Origin of the sequence: Sphingobium sp. MP9-4, assembly GCF_005281675.1 — a bacterium.
GTDB classification, from domain to species: domain Bacteria; phylum Pseudomonadota; class Alphaproteobacteria; order Sphingomonadales; family Sphingomonadaceae; genus Sphingobium; species Sphingobium yanoikuyae.
In genome coordinates, this window is record NZ_LUFI01000020.1 from 15,315 (window position 1) to 32,044 (window position 16,730).

The 16,730-nt window shown below is 63.3% G+C and carries 14 protein-coding genes and 1 pseudogene; 12 read left to right on the forward strand and 3 right to left on the reverse strand.

Annotation, left to right across the window (positions count from 1 at the left end):
- Nucleotides 1-13 precede the first annotated feature (13 nt).
- From A0U87_RS04300 to hutC, 12 genes and pseudogenes are all read left to right on the forward strand, one after another.
- Nucleotides 14-454, forward strand: a complete 441-nt coding sequence (locus A0U87_RS04300; RefSeq protein ID WP_015449267.1) for a four-helix bundle copper-binding protein — start codon at nt 14-16, stop codon at nt 452-454.
- A gap of 332 nt (nt 455-786) precedes the next feature.
- Nucleotides 787-2,010 (forward strand): annotated as a pseudogene (locus A0U87_RS04305) (glycoside hydrolase family 130 protein).
- Between the two features lie 228 nt (nt 2,011-2,238).
- Nucleotides 2,239-2,529 (forward strand): hypothetical protein, encoded by a 291-nt coding sequence (locus A0U87_RS04310; RefSeq protein ID WP_007406388.1) that lies wholly within the window; start codon nt 2,239-2,241, stop codon nt 2,527-2,529.
- A gap of 318 nt (nt 2,530-2,847) precedes the next feature.
- Nucleotides 2,848-3,249 (forward strand): hypothetical protein, encoded by a 402-nt coding sequence (locus tag A0U87_RS26100; RefSeq protein WP_015449265.1) that lies wholly within the window; start codon nt 2,848-2,850, stop codon nt 3,247-3,249.
- A 110-nt stretch (nt 3,250-3,359) separates the two neighbouring features.
- Entirely contained in the window at nt 3,360-3,689 is a 330-nt protein-coding gene (locus tag A0U87_RS04320) for a hypothetical protein (protein ID WP_004212674.1), read from the forward strand.
- 252 nt (nt 3,690-3,941) lie between these two features.
- Entirely contained in the window at nt 3,942-5,462 is a 1,521-nt protein-coding gene (locus A0U87_RS04325) for an aldehyde dehydrogenase family protein (RefSeq protein WP_137405240.1), read from the forward strand.
- A gap of 26 nt (nt 5,463-5,488) precedes the next feature.
- A complete protein-coding gene (adhP, locus tag A0U87_RS04330; RefSeq protein WP_004212676.1) occupies nt 5,489-6,514 on the forward strand; it encodes an alcohol dehydrogenase AdhP in 1,026 nt (341 codons plus the stop codon).
- Nucleotides 6,515-6,539: 25 nt separating this feature from the next.
- Complete coding sequence (locus A0U87_RS04335; protein ID WP_137405241.1) at nt 6,540-8,246, forward strand: copper resistance system multicopper oxidase; 1,707 nt, start codon at nt 6,540-6,542, stop codon at nt 8,244-8,246.
- Nucleotides 8,243-9,229 (forward strand): copper resistance protein B, encoded by a 987-nt coding sequence (locus tag A0U87_RS04340; protein ID WP_004213030.1) that lies wholly within the window; start codon nt 8,243-8,245, stop codon nt 9,227-9,229. Before A0U87_RS04335 ends, A0U87_RS04340 begins: the two co-directional genes overlap by 4 nt.
- Nucleotides 9,223-10,464: an MFS transporter gene (locus tag A0U87_RS04345; protein WP_015449261.1), complete on the forward strand. Its 1,242-nt coding sequence runs from the start codon at nt 9,223-9,225 to the stop codon at nt 10,462-10,464. The genes A0U87_RS04340 and A0U87_RS04345 overlap by 7 nt, the downstream gene beginning before the upstream one ends.
- A gap of 68 nt (nt 10,465-10,532) precedes the next feature.
- Nucleotides 10,533-10,970: a DUF411 domain-containing protein gene (locus A0U87_RS04350; protein ID WP_004213035.1), complete on the forward strand. Its 438-nt coding sequence runs from the start codon at nt 10,533-10,535 to the stop codon at nt 10,968-10,970.
- 191 nt (nt 10,971-11,161) lie between these two features.
- Nucleotides 11,162-11,851 (forward strand): histidine utilization repressor, encoded by a 690-nt coding sequence (hutC, locus tag A0U87_RS04355; RefSeq protein WP_230588639.1) that lies wholly within the window; start codon nt 11,162-11,164, stop codon nt 11,849-11,851.
- A gap of 3 nt (nt 11,852-11,854) precedes the next feature.
- On the opposite strand, the gene A0U87_RS04360 is transcribed toward hutC, so the two are convergent.
- Genes A0U87_RS04360 through A0U87_RS04370 form a run of 3 tightly spaced genes read right to left on the reverse strand, consistent with a single transcriptional unit; the run spans nt 11,855 to nt 16,003 of the window.
- The gene (locus A0U87_RS04360; protein ID WP_004213137.1) at nt 11,855-12,589 is read right to left on the reverse strand and encodes a PepSY domain-containing protein; all 735 of its coding nucleotides are present in this window, start codon (nt 12,587-12,589) and stop codon (nt 11,855-11,857) included.
- Nucleotides 12,586-13,290: a PepSY domain-containing protein gene (locus tag A0U87_RS04365; RefSeq protein ID WP_004213138.1), complete on the reverse strand. Its 705-nt coding sequence runs from the start codon at nt 13,288-13,290 to the stop codon at nt 12,586-12,588. The genes A0U87_RS04360 and A0U87_RS04365 overlap by 4 nt, the downstream gene beginning before the upstream one ends.
- A gap of 10 nt (nt 13,291-13,300) precedes the next feature.
- A complete protein-coding gene (locus A0U87_RS04370) occupies nt 13,301-16,003 on the reverse strand; it encodes a TonB-dependent receptor (RefSeq protein ID WP_004213139.1) in 2,703 nt (900 codons plus the stop codon).
- Nucleotides 16,004-16,730: the final 727 nt, after the last annotated feature.

Sequence of the window (16,730 nt, forward strand, 5' to 3'; positions counted from 1 at the left end):
AGATGGGAGGTGCATGATGATCGAGAGACGCGAATTGCTGATGGCCGGCGCCGGCCTTGCCGCCGCCGGAACGCTGGCTGTGCCGGCGGCGGCGCAGCAGCATCGAATGGAAGGGATGGCGATGTCGATGACGGACTGCATCGACGATTGCGTGGCTTCGCACCGCATGTGCCTGGAAACCGCCGCTTGGCTGACGAAGCAAGGCGGCGCGTCAGCTACGGCGTCGCTGATCGCCATGCTGAACGACTGTGCGGAACTGTGCCAGGCGACCGCCAACTCGATGCTGCGGGAATCTGCCCTGCACCGCATCGTCTGCCGCGCCTGCGCCGACGCTTGCGAGCGCTGCGCCGAGGAATGCGGACGCCATAGCGCGGACCAGCGGATCGCGCGTTGCTCGGCCACCTGCAAGAAATGCGCGGCGAGCTGCCGAACGATGGCGGACATGTCGAGCTGAGCGGCGCGCTTCGCACGTGCCCCACATAGTCACGTTCAGGCCAGAGCCCCCGGTCACAGCTTGTGTGTCCGACAACTACGCCAGGACAGCGATCATGGCACGTGGCACAAAGTCCGAGTATCCGGCAACGGCGGAAATCATCGCACCCGCCATCGCCGGAGCCTTCCGTGCCGCCACCCGATAGTCGGGTAATGCCGAGCACCATCTTTACGATTGCGTGAACGCTCCACGGTCGATCTGTATTGGAGAAGTCAGTGTCAACCGCCGAATTTGTCAACCGGCTACCCGAATTGCTCCGCCCCAATCCAGCAAGGGTAGTGATCAGACCCTATATGCCGTCGACGGAAACCTATAAATATGCGGTACCGGATCAGCCACGTGCGCAGCGCATCGCCGACCGCGTCCTGGCGCTCGACCCAGCATCGCTCCACGATGAGTTGCAACGCATTCTTGATGATTTCTCGGGAAGGCATCGTGAGGTTCCGTCCCTGTTTTTGCGGCGGTTCCACGAGGTTGATGGCATCATCGTCTGTGATTGCGAGGTCACCCATGAACAGGCGCTCTTGATCGGTGCCCATTTTTGCAACGAATATTCCTATGAGGCAGCAGCGCTTTTCAATCCGAGCATCGTCCTGCATCCTGATTAGTCTGCTGTACCTGAAAACTCTCTCCGATTCATTCTTTCCCTGCGAGGCGTGGGCGAGGGGCATATCTCCTCCGTCACCTTTCGCACCGGGTTTTGCGCCGCGGACGGAACCATAGCAATCAATCCTCCGAGCCCCATGCCGCTCGTGCTGGAGACTGAAAACATCTCCGGCGAGGACGGGCCGGACGCGGGCATTCGGATCAAGTGCGATGGCAGCCACGATCTCTCGGAGATCGTGATCTTTCCGACAACCCCCAGCCAGCGTGGTGGCATCGAAGACCTTCGCTTGGTCCGCTTCCTGGACGACGATGGCCGAGCCACCTATTTCGGTACATATACGGCATTTAGCGGCCAGTCCGTCCGGCAGGAGTTGTTGTCCACGCCGGACTTCCGGACATTCGAACTCAGACCGCTGCGTGGGGATGCCACCGGTAGCAAGGGCATGGCGCTTTTCCCCCGACGCATTGCCGGGCACTTTGCCATGCTTGGGCGCGAGGATAACGAAAATATCTGGTTCCTGACGTCCGCGGACATTCACGACTGGAGTGGCGGAGCGAAAGCCATCGAACCTCGCTGGCCTTGGGAGTTTGTCCAGATCGGTAATTGCGGATCGCCGATCGAGATCGACGAAGGCTGGCTGGTCGTAACTCATGGAGTCGGCGCCGTTCGGAACTATTGCATCGGGGCGTGCCTGCTGGACCGTGACGATCCCTCGAAGCTGCTGGCGCGGACGAAGCTACCGCTTTTGCGGTCGGACATGGATGAGCGCGAAGGTTATGTGCCAAACGTAGCCTACAGCTGCGGCGCGATGGTACATAATCGGGTGCTGGTACTGCCTTATGCCATTGCTGACAGCTTCACCACTTTTGCCACTATTCCTCTCGAGCGTCTGCTGGCCGCCATGGATTAGTCACTGTTGCCGACCTGTCCTGCTCTCGAGTCCGAACCATAGTTACACATCGGCACAACAACGATGCCAGTGCGATAATTTATGGCCATCTCAGAGACGGACTTCGCACATTACGTATACAGCAAGGCGGAAGGTGACACCATTTCACGGGCAAGCTCCGGAAGGGGCGACAATCGACCGGGCATATGCTCGATCGAACGGGAAACCCAGACTTGAAGGAATGGATACTTGCGCAAGAAGACGGCAATGATCGCTTCGCTCGCAGCTCTCGGCTTCCTCGCCGTCAGTGCCGGACCGGTGCTGGCGGACGGGATGCCGCCGGGCATGCCCGATCTTGAGGAGACCCTCAAGGCCAGGCCGGCGCCTGCCCAGCCCGATCCTGCCCACATGCAGGGCATGGCTCACGGTAAGGAGCAGATGCACGGCCAGATGATGCAGGGCCATCGAATGGCGATGCGGGATTCGCAGGACCAGGACGGCGCCTCCGGCATGTCACACAGGTCGGACGGTGGTTGCTGACCCTGCCATCATTCCATCAGACGACAAGGTTGACGGACAAGATCATGGCCGCTTTCAACCGAAGCCTTGGTCCGCCGTTCCCACGGCGGGCCAATCGCTTTTCTGGCCGGTCTCAGGACGAGAAAACCAGGCCGGGTCACATTTTTGATCGATCCCGGATCATCATTTTACGCGCCTGCTCCAGCAGGCACACGGCCGATCGGATTTCGATTCGTAACTTACGTATACAGACAGCGTCTCGCTAGCAGCATTGAAGCTTCGGAATTGCCGGGATCGGAACGTCGATCGGGCAACAGGAAGAACACTCGGAGACCCTCAATGCGACAGACGACATTTCTCGCGGCGCCCGTCAGCCTCTTCGCGACGCTAACCTTCGCCGCCGGCACCGCTCTCGCCCAGTCGACGCCCGCGCCCGCGCAGGCTGCGCCGGCCCATGCCCACCAGCAGGGCATGGATCATGGCGGGCAGCAGATGCACGATCAGATGATGAAGGATCATCAGGCCGGCGCGCAGAAGCAGCAGGGGCAACCGGCCCAGCAGGATCAACAGGGCATGTCGGGGATGGCCGGCATGTCCGGCGGCTCGCCTGCATCGAACGGCTCGGGCATGGCCGGTAAGGCGAAGAGTGGCTGCTGCAAGATGCCGATGAAGAAGGCCAAGCCGGCGGCGAAGAAGAAGACCGCCAAGCCCATGGCCGACAAGCCGATGAGCGACATGTGAGGTTTCCAGCCCCGCGCGGCGGGCCAGTTCTTTGACGATGCCCAGCGTCGCCCCGTGCTCCCAGCTTTCAAAACCGGGTCCGAGCGTCTGACTTGACAGAGGAAACAGCGATGCGAAAACATCTTGGCGTCGGTGCTGCTGTTGGCTTTCTGCTCTTTGGCAGCACGCCGCTCCTCGCACAGGGTATCGGCCATAGCTTGTTCATGCGCGGCAAGATCGTCCGTATGGATGCGGGCGGCACAGTGGCCTGCCTGGGTAAGGCCGATGGCGCGCACATCGGGCAGATACTCGAAGTCTATCACGCAACGCCGCGCCACCGCCGTCTTGTCGGTCATGTCGAAGTCGACCAGATTTTCGACGACCATTATGCTCATTTCCGCGTGAGGGACGGGACGCTTCAGAAAGGCGATTGGGTGAGCCTAAAGCGCGTCCGGGCGTAACGCCAGAATTGGAATGCCAAGCGCCGCCCTCGCCAAAAGAAGACTCGGCCGAGTAACGCCTGTCTCGGCATAATTCCGATCAGGCGTGCGCGAATACGTTCAGGAGTCGATGAATAGTCATCGGCTCTGTTGGCGTGTCTGACCCTCAAGCCCGCGACCCCGATACCAGACTACCTTCTGCGGAACTTACTTATAGGCCACCCGGGCAAAGAGATTACTCCGTCAGGCCATCGATAGAGATGGAGTCAGGTTATGTTCGAGAAGGCGATCGGGACCATTAACGCGGCGGCCTCCTTCCGACACCGCTATGATAATTTCATCGGAGGCCGCTGGAGCGCTCCTGCGGGCGGCGAGTATTTCGCCGACACGAGCCCGATCAATGGCGCCCAGATCGCAGAGTTCGCGCTGTCGACGCCGGAAGATGTCGAGCGCGCGCTCGATGCGGCGCACGCCGCCAAGGATCAATGGGCAAGGATCGCGCCCGCCGAACGCGCCAGGATTCTCAATCGCGTCGCCGACCGGCTCGAAGACAATCTGGAGTTGCTGGCACTTGCCGAGACGATCGACAATGGCAAGCCGATCCGCGAGACGCGCGCTGCCGACGTGCCGCTCGCGATCGACCATTTCCGCTACTTCGCCGGCTGCATCCGGGCGGAGGAAGGCGGCATCTCGACGATCGATGCGGACACCATCGCCTATCATTTCCGCGAGCCGCTCGGCGTCGTCGGCCAGATCATCCCGTGGAACTTCCCGCTGCTGATGGCGGCGTGGAAGATCGCCCCGGCGCTGGCGGCGGGCAACTGCACCGTCATCAAACCCGCATCCCAGACGCCGCTCACCTTGCTGATGTTCGCCGAGCTCACCGCCGACATCCTGCCGCCCGGCGTGCTCAATGTCGTTACCGGCCCGGGACGGACCGTTGGCCAGGTGATCGCCGCCAATCCGCGCATCGCCAAGGTCTCGTTCACCGGCGAGACCGTCACCGGCAAGCAGATCATGCACGCCGCAGCGGACCATCTGATCCCCCAGACGATGGAGCTTGGCGGCAAGTCGCCCAACATCTTCATGGCGGACGTGCTCGACGAGGACGATGCCTTCTTCGACAAGGCGCTCGAAGGCTTTACTTTGTTCGCCTTCAACAAGGGCGAGGTCTGTACCTGCCCGTCGCGCGCCCTGATCCATGAGTCGATCTTCGACCGCTTCATCGAGCGCGCCGTGGCGCGCGTCGCCGCGATCCGCCAGGGCGATCCGCTCGACCCGTCGGTCCAGGTCGGCGCGCAGGCGTCGGAGGACCAGCTCCACAAGATCCTGGGCTATATCGATATCGGCAAGGCCGAGGGCGCGCAGTGTCTGGTCGGTGGCGCCAGGGCGCTGCCGGGCGGTGCGCTCGACCAGGGCTATTTCGTGCAGCCGACCGTGTTCGTGGGTCAGAACCACATGCGCATCTTCCAGGAGGAGATCTTCGGTCCCGTCCTGTCGGTCACCACGTTCAAGACGGTCGAGGAGGCGATCGCACTTGCCAATGACACCGCCTACGGTCTTGGCGCGGGCGTCTGGACCCGGAGCGGCAACACCGCCTACCGGCTCGGCCGCGCGATCGAGGCCGGGCGGGTCTGGACCAACTGCTATCATCAGTACCCCGCCCATGCCGCCTTCGGCGGATACAAGGCATCGGGCTTCGGGCGTGAAAACCACCGGATGATGCTCGATCATTATCAGCAGACCAAGAATCTGCTCGTCTCCTATGACGAGCACGCGCTCGGCCTATTCTGACCCCCCGCTTAAAAGGAGAAACGGACATGGCGAAAACCATGAAGGCGGCGGTCGTCCGCGAATTTGGCAAGCCCCTGGTCATCGAGGACGCGCCGATCCCGACGGTCGGCCCCGGGCAGGTCCTGGTCAAGATTGCGGCAACCGGCGTGTGCCATACCGACCTGCACGCGGCAGAAGGGGACTGGCCGGTCAAGCCCAACCCGCCCTTCATTCCTGGCCATGAGGGCGTCGGGCATGTCGCCGCCGTTGGTGCCGGCGTCACCCATGTGAAGGAAGGCGACCGGGTCGGTGTGCCCTGGCTCTACACCGCCTGCGGGCACTGCGTGCATTGCCTGGGTGGCTGGGAGACGCTTTGCCACGAACAGCAGAACACCGGCTATTCGGTCAATGGCAGCTTTGCCGAATATGTCCTCGCCGATCCCAACTATGTTGGTCACCTTCCCGACAATGTCGACTTCCTCGACATTGCGCCGATCCTCTGCGCGGGCGTCACCGTCTACAAGGGATTGAAGGCCACCGAGGCCAGACCCGGCGAGTGGGTGGTCGTCTCCGGCATTGGCGGGCTCGGCCACATGGCGGTGCAATATGCCCGAGCCATGGGTCTCAATGTGGCCGCGGTCGACATCGACGATAGCAAGCTCGACCTCGCTACACGCCTTGGCGCCACACTGACGGTCAACGCGCGCAACGAGGACCCTTCGGCAGCGCTCAAGAAAGCCATTGGCGGCGCGCACGGGGCGCTGGTGACCGCCGTTTCGCCCAAGGCGTTCCAGCAGGCGCTCGGCATGGTCCGGCGCGGCGGCACGGTCGCGCTCAACGGCCTGCCGCCGGGCGACTTCCCGTTGTCGATCTTCGACACCGTGCTGAACGGCATTACCGTGCGCGGCTCGATCGTCGGCACGCGGCTCGATCTGCTCGAGGCACTGGCGTTCGCCGGCGAGGGCAAGGTCAAGGCCACGGTCCATGCAGACAAGCTGGAGAACATCAACGACGTCTTCTCCCGCATGCATCATGGCGACATCGAGGGCCGGATCGTCCTCGACCTCGCCTGAAGCCGACTTCGCGAAAGTACAGTTCATGTCTCCCTTACATATCCGGCCGATCGCGCGGCGCCGTTTCGTCCAGGGGCTGGCGATCGGCGGCGCGGTCGCCGGTTTCGCCCCGGCGCTTCTCGCGCGATCCGCACCAACCTTGCCCGCTGAGCTGAGCGGGACCGAGTTCGACCTCGAGATCGCCGAGCTGCCGGTCAACTTCACCGGCAAACGCCGTATCGCGACCGCCGTGAACGGCAGCGTGCCCGCGCCGGTCCTGCGCCTGCGCGAAGGCGACACGGTCACGCTGCGCGTACGCAACGGCCTCAAGGAGATGTCGAGCATCCATTGGCACGGCATCATCGTGCCGGTGGAGATGGACGGCGTGCCCGGCATCAGCTTTGCCGGCATCGCGCCGGGCGAGACCTTCACCTATCGCTTCGAGGTCCGCCAGAGCGGAACCTACTGGTATCACGCTCACACGCTCGCCGAGCAGACGGGACTCTATGGAGCGATCATCGTGGAGCCAAAACAGGTGCCGACGGCGCGGGCGCCCGATCGCGACTATTGCATCGTGCTCAGCGACTGGTCGGACGAGCCGCCGCTGCAGATCTTCCTCAATCTCAAGAAGCAGAGCAGCTACTATAATTTTGCGCAGCCGACCGCCGGCGATTTCCTCAAGGATGTCGGCACCATGGGCTTGGGCAAGGCGCTCGAGCGGCGGCGGATGTGGAACAGCTCGCGGATGAACCCGACCGACTACAGCGATGTCTCTGCCGCGACCTACACCTATCTGATGAACGGCGCGCCGCCCGCCGGCAACTGGACCGGTATCGCCGCGCCCGGCGAGCGCGTGCGCCTGCGCTTCGTCGGCGCGGGGACGGCGACGTTCTTCGACGTGCGGATCCCCGGGGTCGAGCTGACGGTCGTATCGACCGACGGGCAGCCGGTCGAGCCGGTCACGGTCGAGGAATTCCGGATCGGCCCGGGCGAGACCTACGACGTCGAGTTCACCATGCCCGAGGGCGGCGCCCGCACCATCTTCGCGCAGGCGATCGATCGGAGCGGCTATGCGCGTGGCACGATCGCACCGGCCCCGGGCATGGCGGCAGCCGTGCCGCCGCTCGATGCCCGGACCTGGCTCGAGCCGGTCGACATGATGGGCGCGATGGCGACGATGGGCGCAATGGGAGGCGACGCGCATGCCGGGCACGGCATGACCGAGATGCCGGCCAGGGCACGGCACGCCCGCACCGAATATGGCGCCAATACCGACATGCGCGTCGACTATCCGCGCACCAATCTCGACGATCCCGGCGCCGGGCTGCGCGGGCGCGGCTGGCGCGTGCTGACGCTGGCCGATCTGCGCACGCCGGGCGGCGATCCCGACCCGCGCGAGCCCGAGCGCGACATCGAGCTGCATCTGACGGGCAATATGGAACGGTTCATCTGGTCGCTCGACGGCATCAAGCTCAACGATTCCAGGCCGCTTCATTTCAAGCCAAACGAGCGGCTGCGCGTCACCTTCGTCAACGACACGATGATGGCGCATCCGATGCATCTGCACGGCATGTGGAGCGATGTCGAAGGCCCGGACGGCGCCTTCCAGGTCCGCAAGCATACGGTCGTGGTCCAGCCCGCCCAGCGGGTGAGCTTCCGCGTCACCGCCGACGCCATGGGCCGATGGGCCTTCCACTGCCATCTGCTCTATCACATGGCGGCCGGCATGTTCCGGGAGGTGGTGGTCGCATGATCCGGATTTTCCCCTCGCGCGGCATCGCTCTTGGCGCTGCCCTCTTCCTGGCGCCGGCGATCACGGCTCCCGCCCTCGCGCAGGAGGCCTCGCCCCCGTCGCCCGCCGCCACCCCTGCCCAAACGGCCACTCCCGCTCAGCACACCCCTTCCGCGCAAGGCTCTCAGGACCATGCGGGCATGGACATGCCGGGCATGGATATGACCGACACGAAGGCGTCCGGTAACGGCGCCACGATGGACATGGGCTCGATGCAGGGCGGCCAGGCCCCGCCGGACGCGCGCAACTCGGACGATTATGCCGACGGCTACCGCAACTCGACGCTGCCGGGCTATGAGATGGCCGACAAGCTCTCAATCCCCAAGATACTTGTCGATGAGCTTGAGTTCACCAGCGGCAACGAGGGTCAGGGCGTGGGCTGGACCGTGCTCGTCACCAAGGGTCAGGACAATGACAAGCTCTGGCTGCGCAGCCAGGGGCTCAAGAACTCCCGCGACCAACGTCTCGATCCGGAGAGCAGCGTCGAGGCGCTGTGGTGGCACAGCAAGAACCCGTTCTGGGGCACGCTGCTCGGGGTCAGGCAGGATCTCGGCAAGGGAGCGACCACCTGGCTGGCCGCCGGCGTCGAGGGACTGGCGCCCTATTGGTTCGACGTCCAGCTCACCGGCTATGTAGGAACCGATGGGCGTCTCGCGGCGCGCGCCAAGGCGTCCTATGAGGTCTTGTTCACCAATCGGTTGATCCTTACGCCGCAGGTGGAGACCAATATCTATTCGAAGCGGTCGAGCGATCGGCAGCTCGGCAGCGGCTTCAGCAATGTCGAGCTGAGCGGACGGTTGCGCTACGAGGTGTCGCGCAAGTTCGCGCCCTATATCGGCTTCGTCTGGGAGCGCGCATTTGACGGCACGGCCGATTTCCGTCGCCTGCGCGGGGAAGGGCCTTCCGAACACAGGCTGGTGATCGGCTTGCGCGCCTGGTGGTGATCCGCGGATGGCCACTCGAGGGGTCGACCGCGAACGCGCCGCGTGACAAGGCTGGATCGCAAGCCAACGGTCGCTGGCCGGCCTCCTTTTTCGTCTTGTTGCTCGCGGCGGCTGCGGCGTCGGCGGGACAGACGGCCATTCTCGCCTTCCTTCCGGCACTGGTCGACCCGGCTCGTGGCGCGCTATCGTCAAGCGCTCATGATTTTCATGTCGCGAGCCTGACCGCGGTCCATCCCCTGGCAGCCTTGCTGGCGGCGCCGCTCTGGGGCTGGATCGCGGACCGGGTCGACTATCGGGCGATGTTGCGCGCAGCGCTGGTCATCCTCGCCCTGGTGACCGCGCCGATCGGCCTCGTCGGGCTGCCTGAGCTTTATGCATTGCGCCTGGTGGCGGGGATGGCGTCGGCCGCCATCATACCGTTGGGCTTGCTCTGCGCGAGCTTTGCCGCAAACGAGCGCGCGGACCAGGCGCGGCGCTTCACCTGGCTGACCGCCTTCTTGTTTCTGGGCGATCTCGCCGGTCCGCTGGTGGCGGAGGTCTCGGCCGCGATCCTGCCCCGCGCTCCCCTCATGATCCTCGCTTTCGGCATCGGTGCCGTCGGGGCGGCGCTTTGCGCCGTGCGTCTGCCGCGCTGGTGTGCACCTTGCATCGATGGCGGAGACCTGCCCGCGCCGACGCTCGGCGCGACGCTGATCCTGCTTTTCGTCACGATCGTCGCGGGCGGCGGGCTGGCGGCGATGCATGTCAATCTCCTGGTGACGCGGAGCGTCATTTCGCTGAGCCGCGAAGAGATCGCCTGGATGCTCAGTCTCTGCGGATTGGGCATGCTGGCAGCACAGATCTTCCATGCGAGGCTCGATTGGCTGGTGACCATGCCGAGGCGGCTTGCGGGGCTGACGCTCGGCCTGCTGGCTGCGGCGCTCTTCCTGTTCCCTGTCGCCGCGAGCATGGCCGAACTCAGTGGGATCATCGTTGCTGCCGGCTGGAGCTCGGCAACCCTTCGATTGGTCACCAGCTTCTGGATCAGCGGTGCGGCAGCCCCTTCGGGTCTGAAGCTCGGTCTCCAGCATTCCGCCGCCAGCATCGGGCAGGCGCTCGCGCCGCTGGCGATCGCCGTCGTCGCTCCCGGGGCGCAGCACTTAGTCTTGTGGGGGATTGGTGGTCTGTCGCTGGCGCTGCTTGTGTCCTTGCCGCTCGCCTGGAGGCCGCGCGCCATCGTGAAATCTTCAGCGTGATGAGGGGTAGGGGGCATCAATGCGTATAGATCATTAGGAACCCTATCGCATGCTTCCGGGAGCCGTTCATGAAGACCCGTCTTTCTGCCGCCTTGCTGTTCCTCGCCCTGCCCGGCGCAGCGCTTGCGGCGAATGATGTCGTCGTCCACCGGGACCCGGGTTGTGGATGCTGTGAGAAGTGGGCCCAGGCGCTTCGCGCGAAGCTGGGCCGCACGGTCGTCATGCGCGACGATGCGTCGCGCGGGGCGCTTCAGCGGAGGGCCGGCATGCCGGGCACGCTGGCATCCTGCCACAGCGCGATGGTTGATGGCTATCTGATCGAGGGCCATGTCCCGGTCGCCGATATCAAGCGCCTGCTGGCAACCCGTCCCGTAGGCGTCAGAGGCATTGCGGTGGCGGGGATGCCGATCGGCTCGGAGGGCATGGAAGTGGCAGGCGCCGCCCGCCAACCCTATGCGGTGGTGTCGTTCGGCAGTTCGGGCCAGAAGGTCTTCGCGCGGCATTGATCACGCACGCCTCGGCTCTCGCTGGTGATTTCCTGTTTGAATGACTGGGACTTGCTCGCCCCCACCTGTATAGTCATTTGATGCATGCTCCCGCTCGCCCCCATAGCCGCGCATCCGCTCCCCGGACGAAAGCTGCTTCTGTGGGCGAACCCGCGGTCGACGCTGCCGGTGCGGAGAAGCAACCTCGCTATGTGGCGATCAAAGACAGCATTTTCGAGGACATCCGGGAAGGTCGCCTGAAGCCCGGCGACCAGACGCCGTCAGAGGCCGAGCTCGTCGAGACGTTCAAAGTCTCGCGCATGACCGCAAACCGGGCGTTGCGGGAACTGCAATCGGCCGGTGTCGTGGTACGGCGGGCGGGGCGGGGCAGCTTTGTCGCCGAGCCCCGGCCGATCGGGCAGCTGATCGAGATCCGCAACATCGCGGAGGAGGTGCGCGGCAGGGGCCACGCCTATCGCGCGCGCGTCATTTATAATATCGAGATACGGGCTGATGCGGAAAGGGCAGCTCTGCTGGAAGTCGGCTTGGGCACGCGCCTCTTCCATTCGCTTATCGTCCATCACGAGACCGAATTCCCAATTCAGGTCGAGGAGCGCTTTGTGCTGGCATCTGCTGCGCCACGCTACGGAGAGAGGGATTTCAGCGCCTCGACGCCGAATGAATATCTGACACGTGTTGCCCCGCTCGAGCGAGTAGAGCACCGGGTGTGCGCGGCGATGCCGGATACAGCCATGCGAACAATGCTGGGCCTCGCTGAAGGAGAACCAGTGCTAATGATGACGCGCAGAACCTGGAGTCGCGGACGTCTCGTATCGCACGCTTGGCTCACGCACCCGGGCAATCGGTTCGAGCTATCGGCGGCTTTTTCTGTTGGGACCTAGCGATCAGCCCGCGCCCAACTTGACGGCCGATTTGCGCCTGCGCCGCAACCATCGCACGTCGGCGCGACTGAAGCTCTTAAACAGCAGGTAGAAGCCCGTCCCCGACAGCCACAAAGTACCGAACGCAACGAAGACGATCAGCGGGTGATTGAAGCTGGTGCGGTTCACATAGTCCATATTGTGGAGCATCCAGAAGAAATCCCAGGTGCGCCATGTGTCGCCGCGCATGACCAGGAATCGGCCGGTGTCGGCGGAGATGTAGGCGCTGCTGTTCTCTGCGTCCGCGAAATCCAGTCGCCACATGGTGCCTTCGTGCTCGCGCGCTTCCACATTCGGTTCGGCGAGCAACGTTGCCTTGCGGATCGGTGCTTCATTCACCATCGTCGCGACGTCGCGCGCGACCTGCTCGTCGACCCGAACCGGGGCGCCGCTCGTCGCGTCGATTAGCCGCGTGCCCGTGGTGGATCGAAGCTCGTAGACGGGGCGTGTGGCAAGGGACCGCAAGGCGATGCCGAGCACGGGACCATCAAGAGCGAGCTTTGCCGGCGCAATATAGTCACCGGCAGGTAGGGCGTGCTGATGGCTGGCCTGCGCACTGTGTCCGCCGACCTTCTCCTGATCGAGCAAGGCCATCATCGAGCCGCTCAGAGCCCAAAGGAGAAACTGCACGCCCAGGATCAGGCCGACCCATTTGTGGATGCGCCGAAAAAAGAGCGGGGTGAACCGGATTTTCTTCATGCCTTCTTCTTCCTGCGCCGCGGGAACGACCAAAGCAGCAGCCAAGCCCCGGCCAGCGCCATGGCAAGGGCACTCCAGGTCGCCACGCGCAGCAGCGGATTGTTGACGTCGGAGCGATCGTCATAGTCCATGATGTGCAGCATCCACGCGAAATCGAACACGCGCCACAGCGCATGGCGGCGCGAGATCAGCTCGCCGGTCTGCGGAGAGAGATACAGGGTTGGCCGGTTCCAGGCATCGAATTCGACCTGCCAATAGGGAGGCTTGCGCGCCTGCATTTCCAGTGGCGCCGTCGTCAGCAGCCGGGCTGCGACGATGTCCCCGGTGCCGCTGTAGATGCGCCGAGCGGCGGCGCGGATTTGTGCCTCGCTCAAATCGGGGATGGGCTGTCCCGAACCTGCATCGAAGAGTCTTGGACCACCCGGGGTTTGCGCGCGCCAGACGGGCTGATCCATGAACCGTTGCAGGCGGATCTCGGACGCGTCGGGAGCCGATTGAACAATCCGCGCCGGCGGGACGAAGCTCGCAAGGTCGATGGGGGCGACGACCGGTGGGCGGACCAGATCGTCGCCATGGATGATGTCGATATGGACGGCCACCATATAGAAGCCGGTCAGCGTCCAGAGCAGAACCTGGACGCCGACGATCAGGGCCAGCCACTTGTGCGTCCGGCGGATGACCAAAGGCCAGCGAATTGCCATGTGCTGCCCTTCAGAACGCGGTTCGGAAGCCGGCGTAGAAGCGCCGTCCGAGTAGATCATAGGTCATCGTGTCGGTGTTGGCATCGGTGAAGCTCTGGATATAGGGCGCCTTGCGGTCGAACAGATTATCGGCCCCGATCTGGAAACGTGTCTTCTCGTCGATCGCGAAGGCAAGCTGAAGATTGTGGTAGAAGACGTTCGGCGTGCGGTAGCCGATGTCGCCGGCCGATGCGTTGAAGTCGGTCGCCTTGCCGATCCATTGTGTCGACCAGGTCGCGCTGATGCCGTCCTTTTCCGCCGTCAGCACGCCATAACCACGCCATTTCGGATAGCCGCCATTGCCGCCCCCGATAAACCCGTCGAAATAGATCGGCGCGCCGCCGGGGAAGGGGTTTACGACATATTTGTTGAGATAGGTCATGTTGAGATCCAAGGAGATCTTCACCTCGCCCACCGCACCACTGTACACCAGACCCAGATCGAGACCATTCATCTCCTCGCGGCCGGTGTTGATGGGCTGGGCGGAGAGGTAAGTGACCTCGCCGGTCAGCGCGCTGCGCGTAAAGTCGCTGCAGAACGGGTGCGACAGGTTCTGGCTCGCATAGCAGACTGCGAGCTTGGTCGAGCCGGGAATGGCCCGGATCGCGTCCTTGATCTTGATGTCGAACCAGTCTGCCGTCAGCGACAACCCTGGGATGATGCCGCGCGGCGATATCACCGTACCAACGGTCCAGGTCGTGGAGCTTTCGGGCCGAAGGCTCTGGTTACCGCCCACTGTGGTGAGGATCGTGGTGCCGAGCTGCGTATAGTTGGCCGGCACACCGGACGCCTGACAATTGGCGATCAAGGTCACGTTGCCGCTGGAGGTGTAGCGCGAGCAGGGATCGGTCGTGGTCAGATTGCCTTCCGAGACGCCGCCGAAAAGCTCCGGCACGTTGGGAATGCGAAAGCCCGTCCCATAAGTGCCGCGCAGACGGATGCTGTCATTGACTACCCAGTCGGCACTGAGCTTGTAATTCCAGTCGCTCCCGAAGAGATTATAGTTTGAGTAGCGGACTGCGCCATCGAGCGTGAGCGCCTTGGCGAAAGCTGTGTTGGCAAGCACCGGCACCGATAGCTCGAGATAGGCTTCCTTGGCGGTGCTCGAGCCCGAAATAGGATCCTGCTGATTGACGTTCGCCACGCCGAGCACCGTCAACGGGTCGGGATCGCGCCAGCCTTTTTCGCGCCGATAGACCACGCCGGTGGCGAAGGACACCGCGCCGGCTGGAAGGGAGAAGAGATCGCCGTTGAGGTCAGCCGTGACCGTGCCGAGTTCGTTGCCTCCGCGATCGCGCGAGGTGAACAGAATATAATCCAGAACCTGAGGTGTCAGGTCTCCGAACCCAAGATAGTCACCGCAGGGGATGGCCGCGCCCGCCGTGCTGGAGCATTTGCTCCTGTCGAGCGTGTTCGCGACGCGCTCGAGATTGGCGATGTTGGTCGAGCCGTCGACGGCCGTGTTACGCCCGAAGCTGCCCGCGACTTCCCAGGCCCAGTCGTTCGCCAGCTTGCCGCGCAGCCCGAAGGTGCCTTGCCAGGTATCGGTCTCCTGGAAGAAGTGGCGCGCGCCGGGTTCGGCGAGGCGGCGCTGGGCCAGGACCAGGTTCTGGCCGGTCGGATTGGTCGGATTGCTGGCTGGTATCGAGAGATTGCGCAGCGTGCCGGGTGTCGCGATCTGATTCGACTTGCGGAACGTATAGAGGAACTCGCCGAACGCCTGGATACCGTCGGTCAGCGCATAGTCCGCGAAGAAGGCCGTGCTGACGCGCTCGACTGGGCTGACCGCATTGAGAAACGGGTTCGAGTTGAAGTTGTGCTTGGCGGGACTGTAAGGCTCGTAGAAGTTCCCGTTCCCTCCGGGTACCTGGTTGAAGTTGATCTGTTGGCCGTTGGGCAGCACCGCGCGTCCGCCGATCGTCGAGGCGCTGTTGACGCAGCTCAGCGAGCCCGGCGTCGTTTCAGCGAGCGAGCAGGGCGCACGCGAGGCCATGTTGACGGCGCTGGTCTTCTGGTAGGTGACTGCTGCCATGAACCCGCCACGATCGTTGCGAATGCCCCAAAGTAGGTCCGCGGTGAGATCGGAGCCGTCGCCGCGCTCGGTAATGCCTTGTCGGACGCTGAGACCCAGGCCTTCATAATCGGTGCGCGTGACAAGGTTGACCACGCCGGCCATGGCATCGGCCCCGTAGATAGCGGACGCGCCATCCTTGAGGACATCGGTGCGTGCCAGCGCCACGACCGGGATCATGTTGAGATCGGGTGAGGAATTGGCGCCGGTGCCGCCCGCGACGAGGCGTCGGCCGTTGAGGAGCACGAGTGTGCGCTTGATGCCGAGGCCGCGCAGATTGACCTGAGCAGTGCCATAACCGTTGTTGGTCCAGTAGGCCGATGTCTGGTTGCCCGCGAAGCCGGCATTGGCCGGCAAACGCTGCAAGGCGGTTTCGATATTGACGATGCCGGTATTTTGGATCTGCTCGGCGGTGACCACGGTGGCCGGTCCAACCCCGGCCAGATCCTGCCGACGGATTCGTGAGCCGGTAACGACGATGTCGCTGTCATCCCCCAGGACTTGTGCTTTTGGCTGCGGTGTCGGATCGGCCTGAGCGAGAGCCGGCGCGGCGTAGCCCGCGACGATGGCGGCGCTGCCGAGCAGGGCCATCCTGATGGTCATGTGCAATCCCCCTGACGTTTTAGAACAGCCACAGACAACATCAGTTGTATATACAGGTCAACAGTATTTTTCCTGTTTTTCCAATACCTTATTCTCGTGAAATTTAGATATAGATATAGCTATAATACGCACGCCAGACGTCGAACCCTCATGACTGAAGAGATATTTTTGCGAGCAATCATTTGCAAAGCTGCTGAGATAGGAGATAGAATATCATATCGTAATACAGCCTCGCACGCTTCGATTTGATGATCGGGACATTTGGCCGGCAAGAATGCGAAGCGGCATGATCACATGTTATTGGTGTCGGCGTGATATACCTAGGTATAGCGCTAGAGATGCTCCGGGAACATTAGTCCTTTGCTGAGCTTGCACGCGCCAGGGAAAGTAATACCGATGCGGACCGCATTTGATCCTCGTTTCCTGGATGTGTCGCGCCTTCTTCCGGATTGAGCCGCAGGTTCGCCTTTTGAGGCAGATGAAACGACTCCTGACGAAACGTCGTGCGACGAGTCCGGCGACCTGAGATCGTCGCGCAGCCACTGGGTCACTTGGCGATGATCCAATCCGGTTCGGCAGTGGCGGCGCAGTCCTCGAACGTCGATCGCATCCGCGGAGCCGACGGGCCGGCTTGTGCATGAGCCGCCCTGATTTTGCCGCTGGGCAGTACGGCAGGTTGCGAAAAATGCTTGCTGTGTCCCGGTCGGCGCGCGGGCGTGCAGCTCGC

Coding starts and splice junctions, on each gene's coding strand:
- A0U87_RS04335 (WP_137405241.1), top strand. CDS start 6,540: ATGTCTCCCTTACATATCCGGCCGATCGCGCGGCGCCGTTTCGTCCAG.
- A0U87_RS04370 (WP_004213139.1), bottom strand. CDS start 16,003: ATGACCATCAGGATGGCCCTGCTCGGCAGCGCCGCCATCGTCGCGGGC.
- A0U87_RS04325 (WP_137405240.1), top strand. CDS start 3,942: ATGTTCGAGAAGGCGATCGGGACCATTAACGCGGCGGCCTCCTTCCGA.
- adhP (WP_004212676.1), top strand. CDS start 5,489: ATGGCGAAAACCATGAAGGCGGCGGTCGTCCGCGAATTTGGCAAGCCC.
- A0U87_RS04360 (WP_004213137.1), bottom strand. CDS start 12,589: ATGAAGAAAATCCGGTTCACCCCGCTCTTTTTTCGGCGCATCCACAAA.
- A0U87_RS04350 (WP_004213035.1), top strand. CDS start 10,533: ATGAAGACCCGTCTTTCTGCCGCCTTGCTGTTCCTCGCCCTGCCCGGC.
- A0U87_RS04300 (WP_015449267.1), top strand. CDS start 14: ATGATGATCGAGAGACGCGAATTGCTGATGGCCGGCGCCGGCCTTGCC.
- A0U87_RS26100 (WP_015449265.1), top strand. CDS start 2,848: ATGCGACAGACGACATTTCTCGCGGCGCCCGTCAGCCTCTTCGCGACG.
- A0U87_RS04340 (WP_004213030.1), top strand. CDS start 8,243: ATGATCCGGATTTTCCCCTCGCGCGGCATCGCTCTTGGCGCTGCCCTC.
- A0U87_RS04365 (WP_004213138.1), bottom strand. CDS start 13,290: ATGGCAATTCGCTGGCCTTTGGTCATCCGCCGGACGCACAAGTGGCTG.
- A0U87_RS04320 (WP_004212674.1), top strand. CDS start 3,360: ATGCGAAAACATCTTGGCGTCGGTGCTGCTGTTGGCTTTCTGCTCTTT.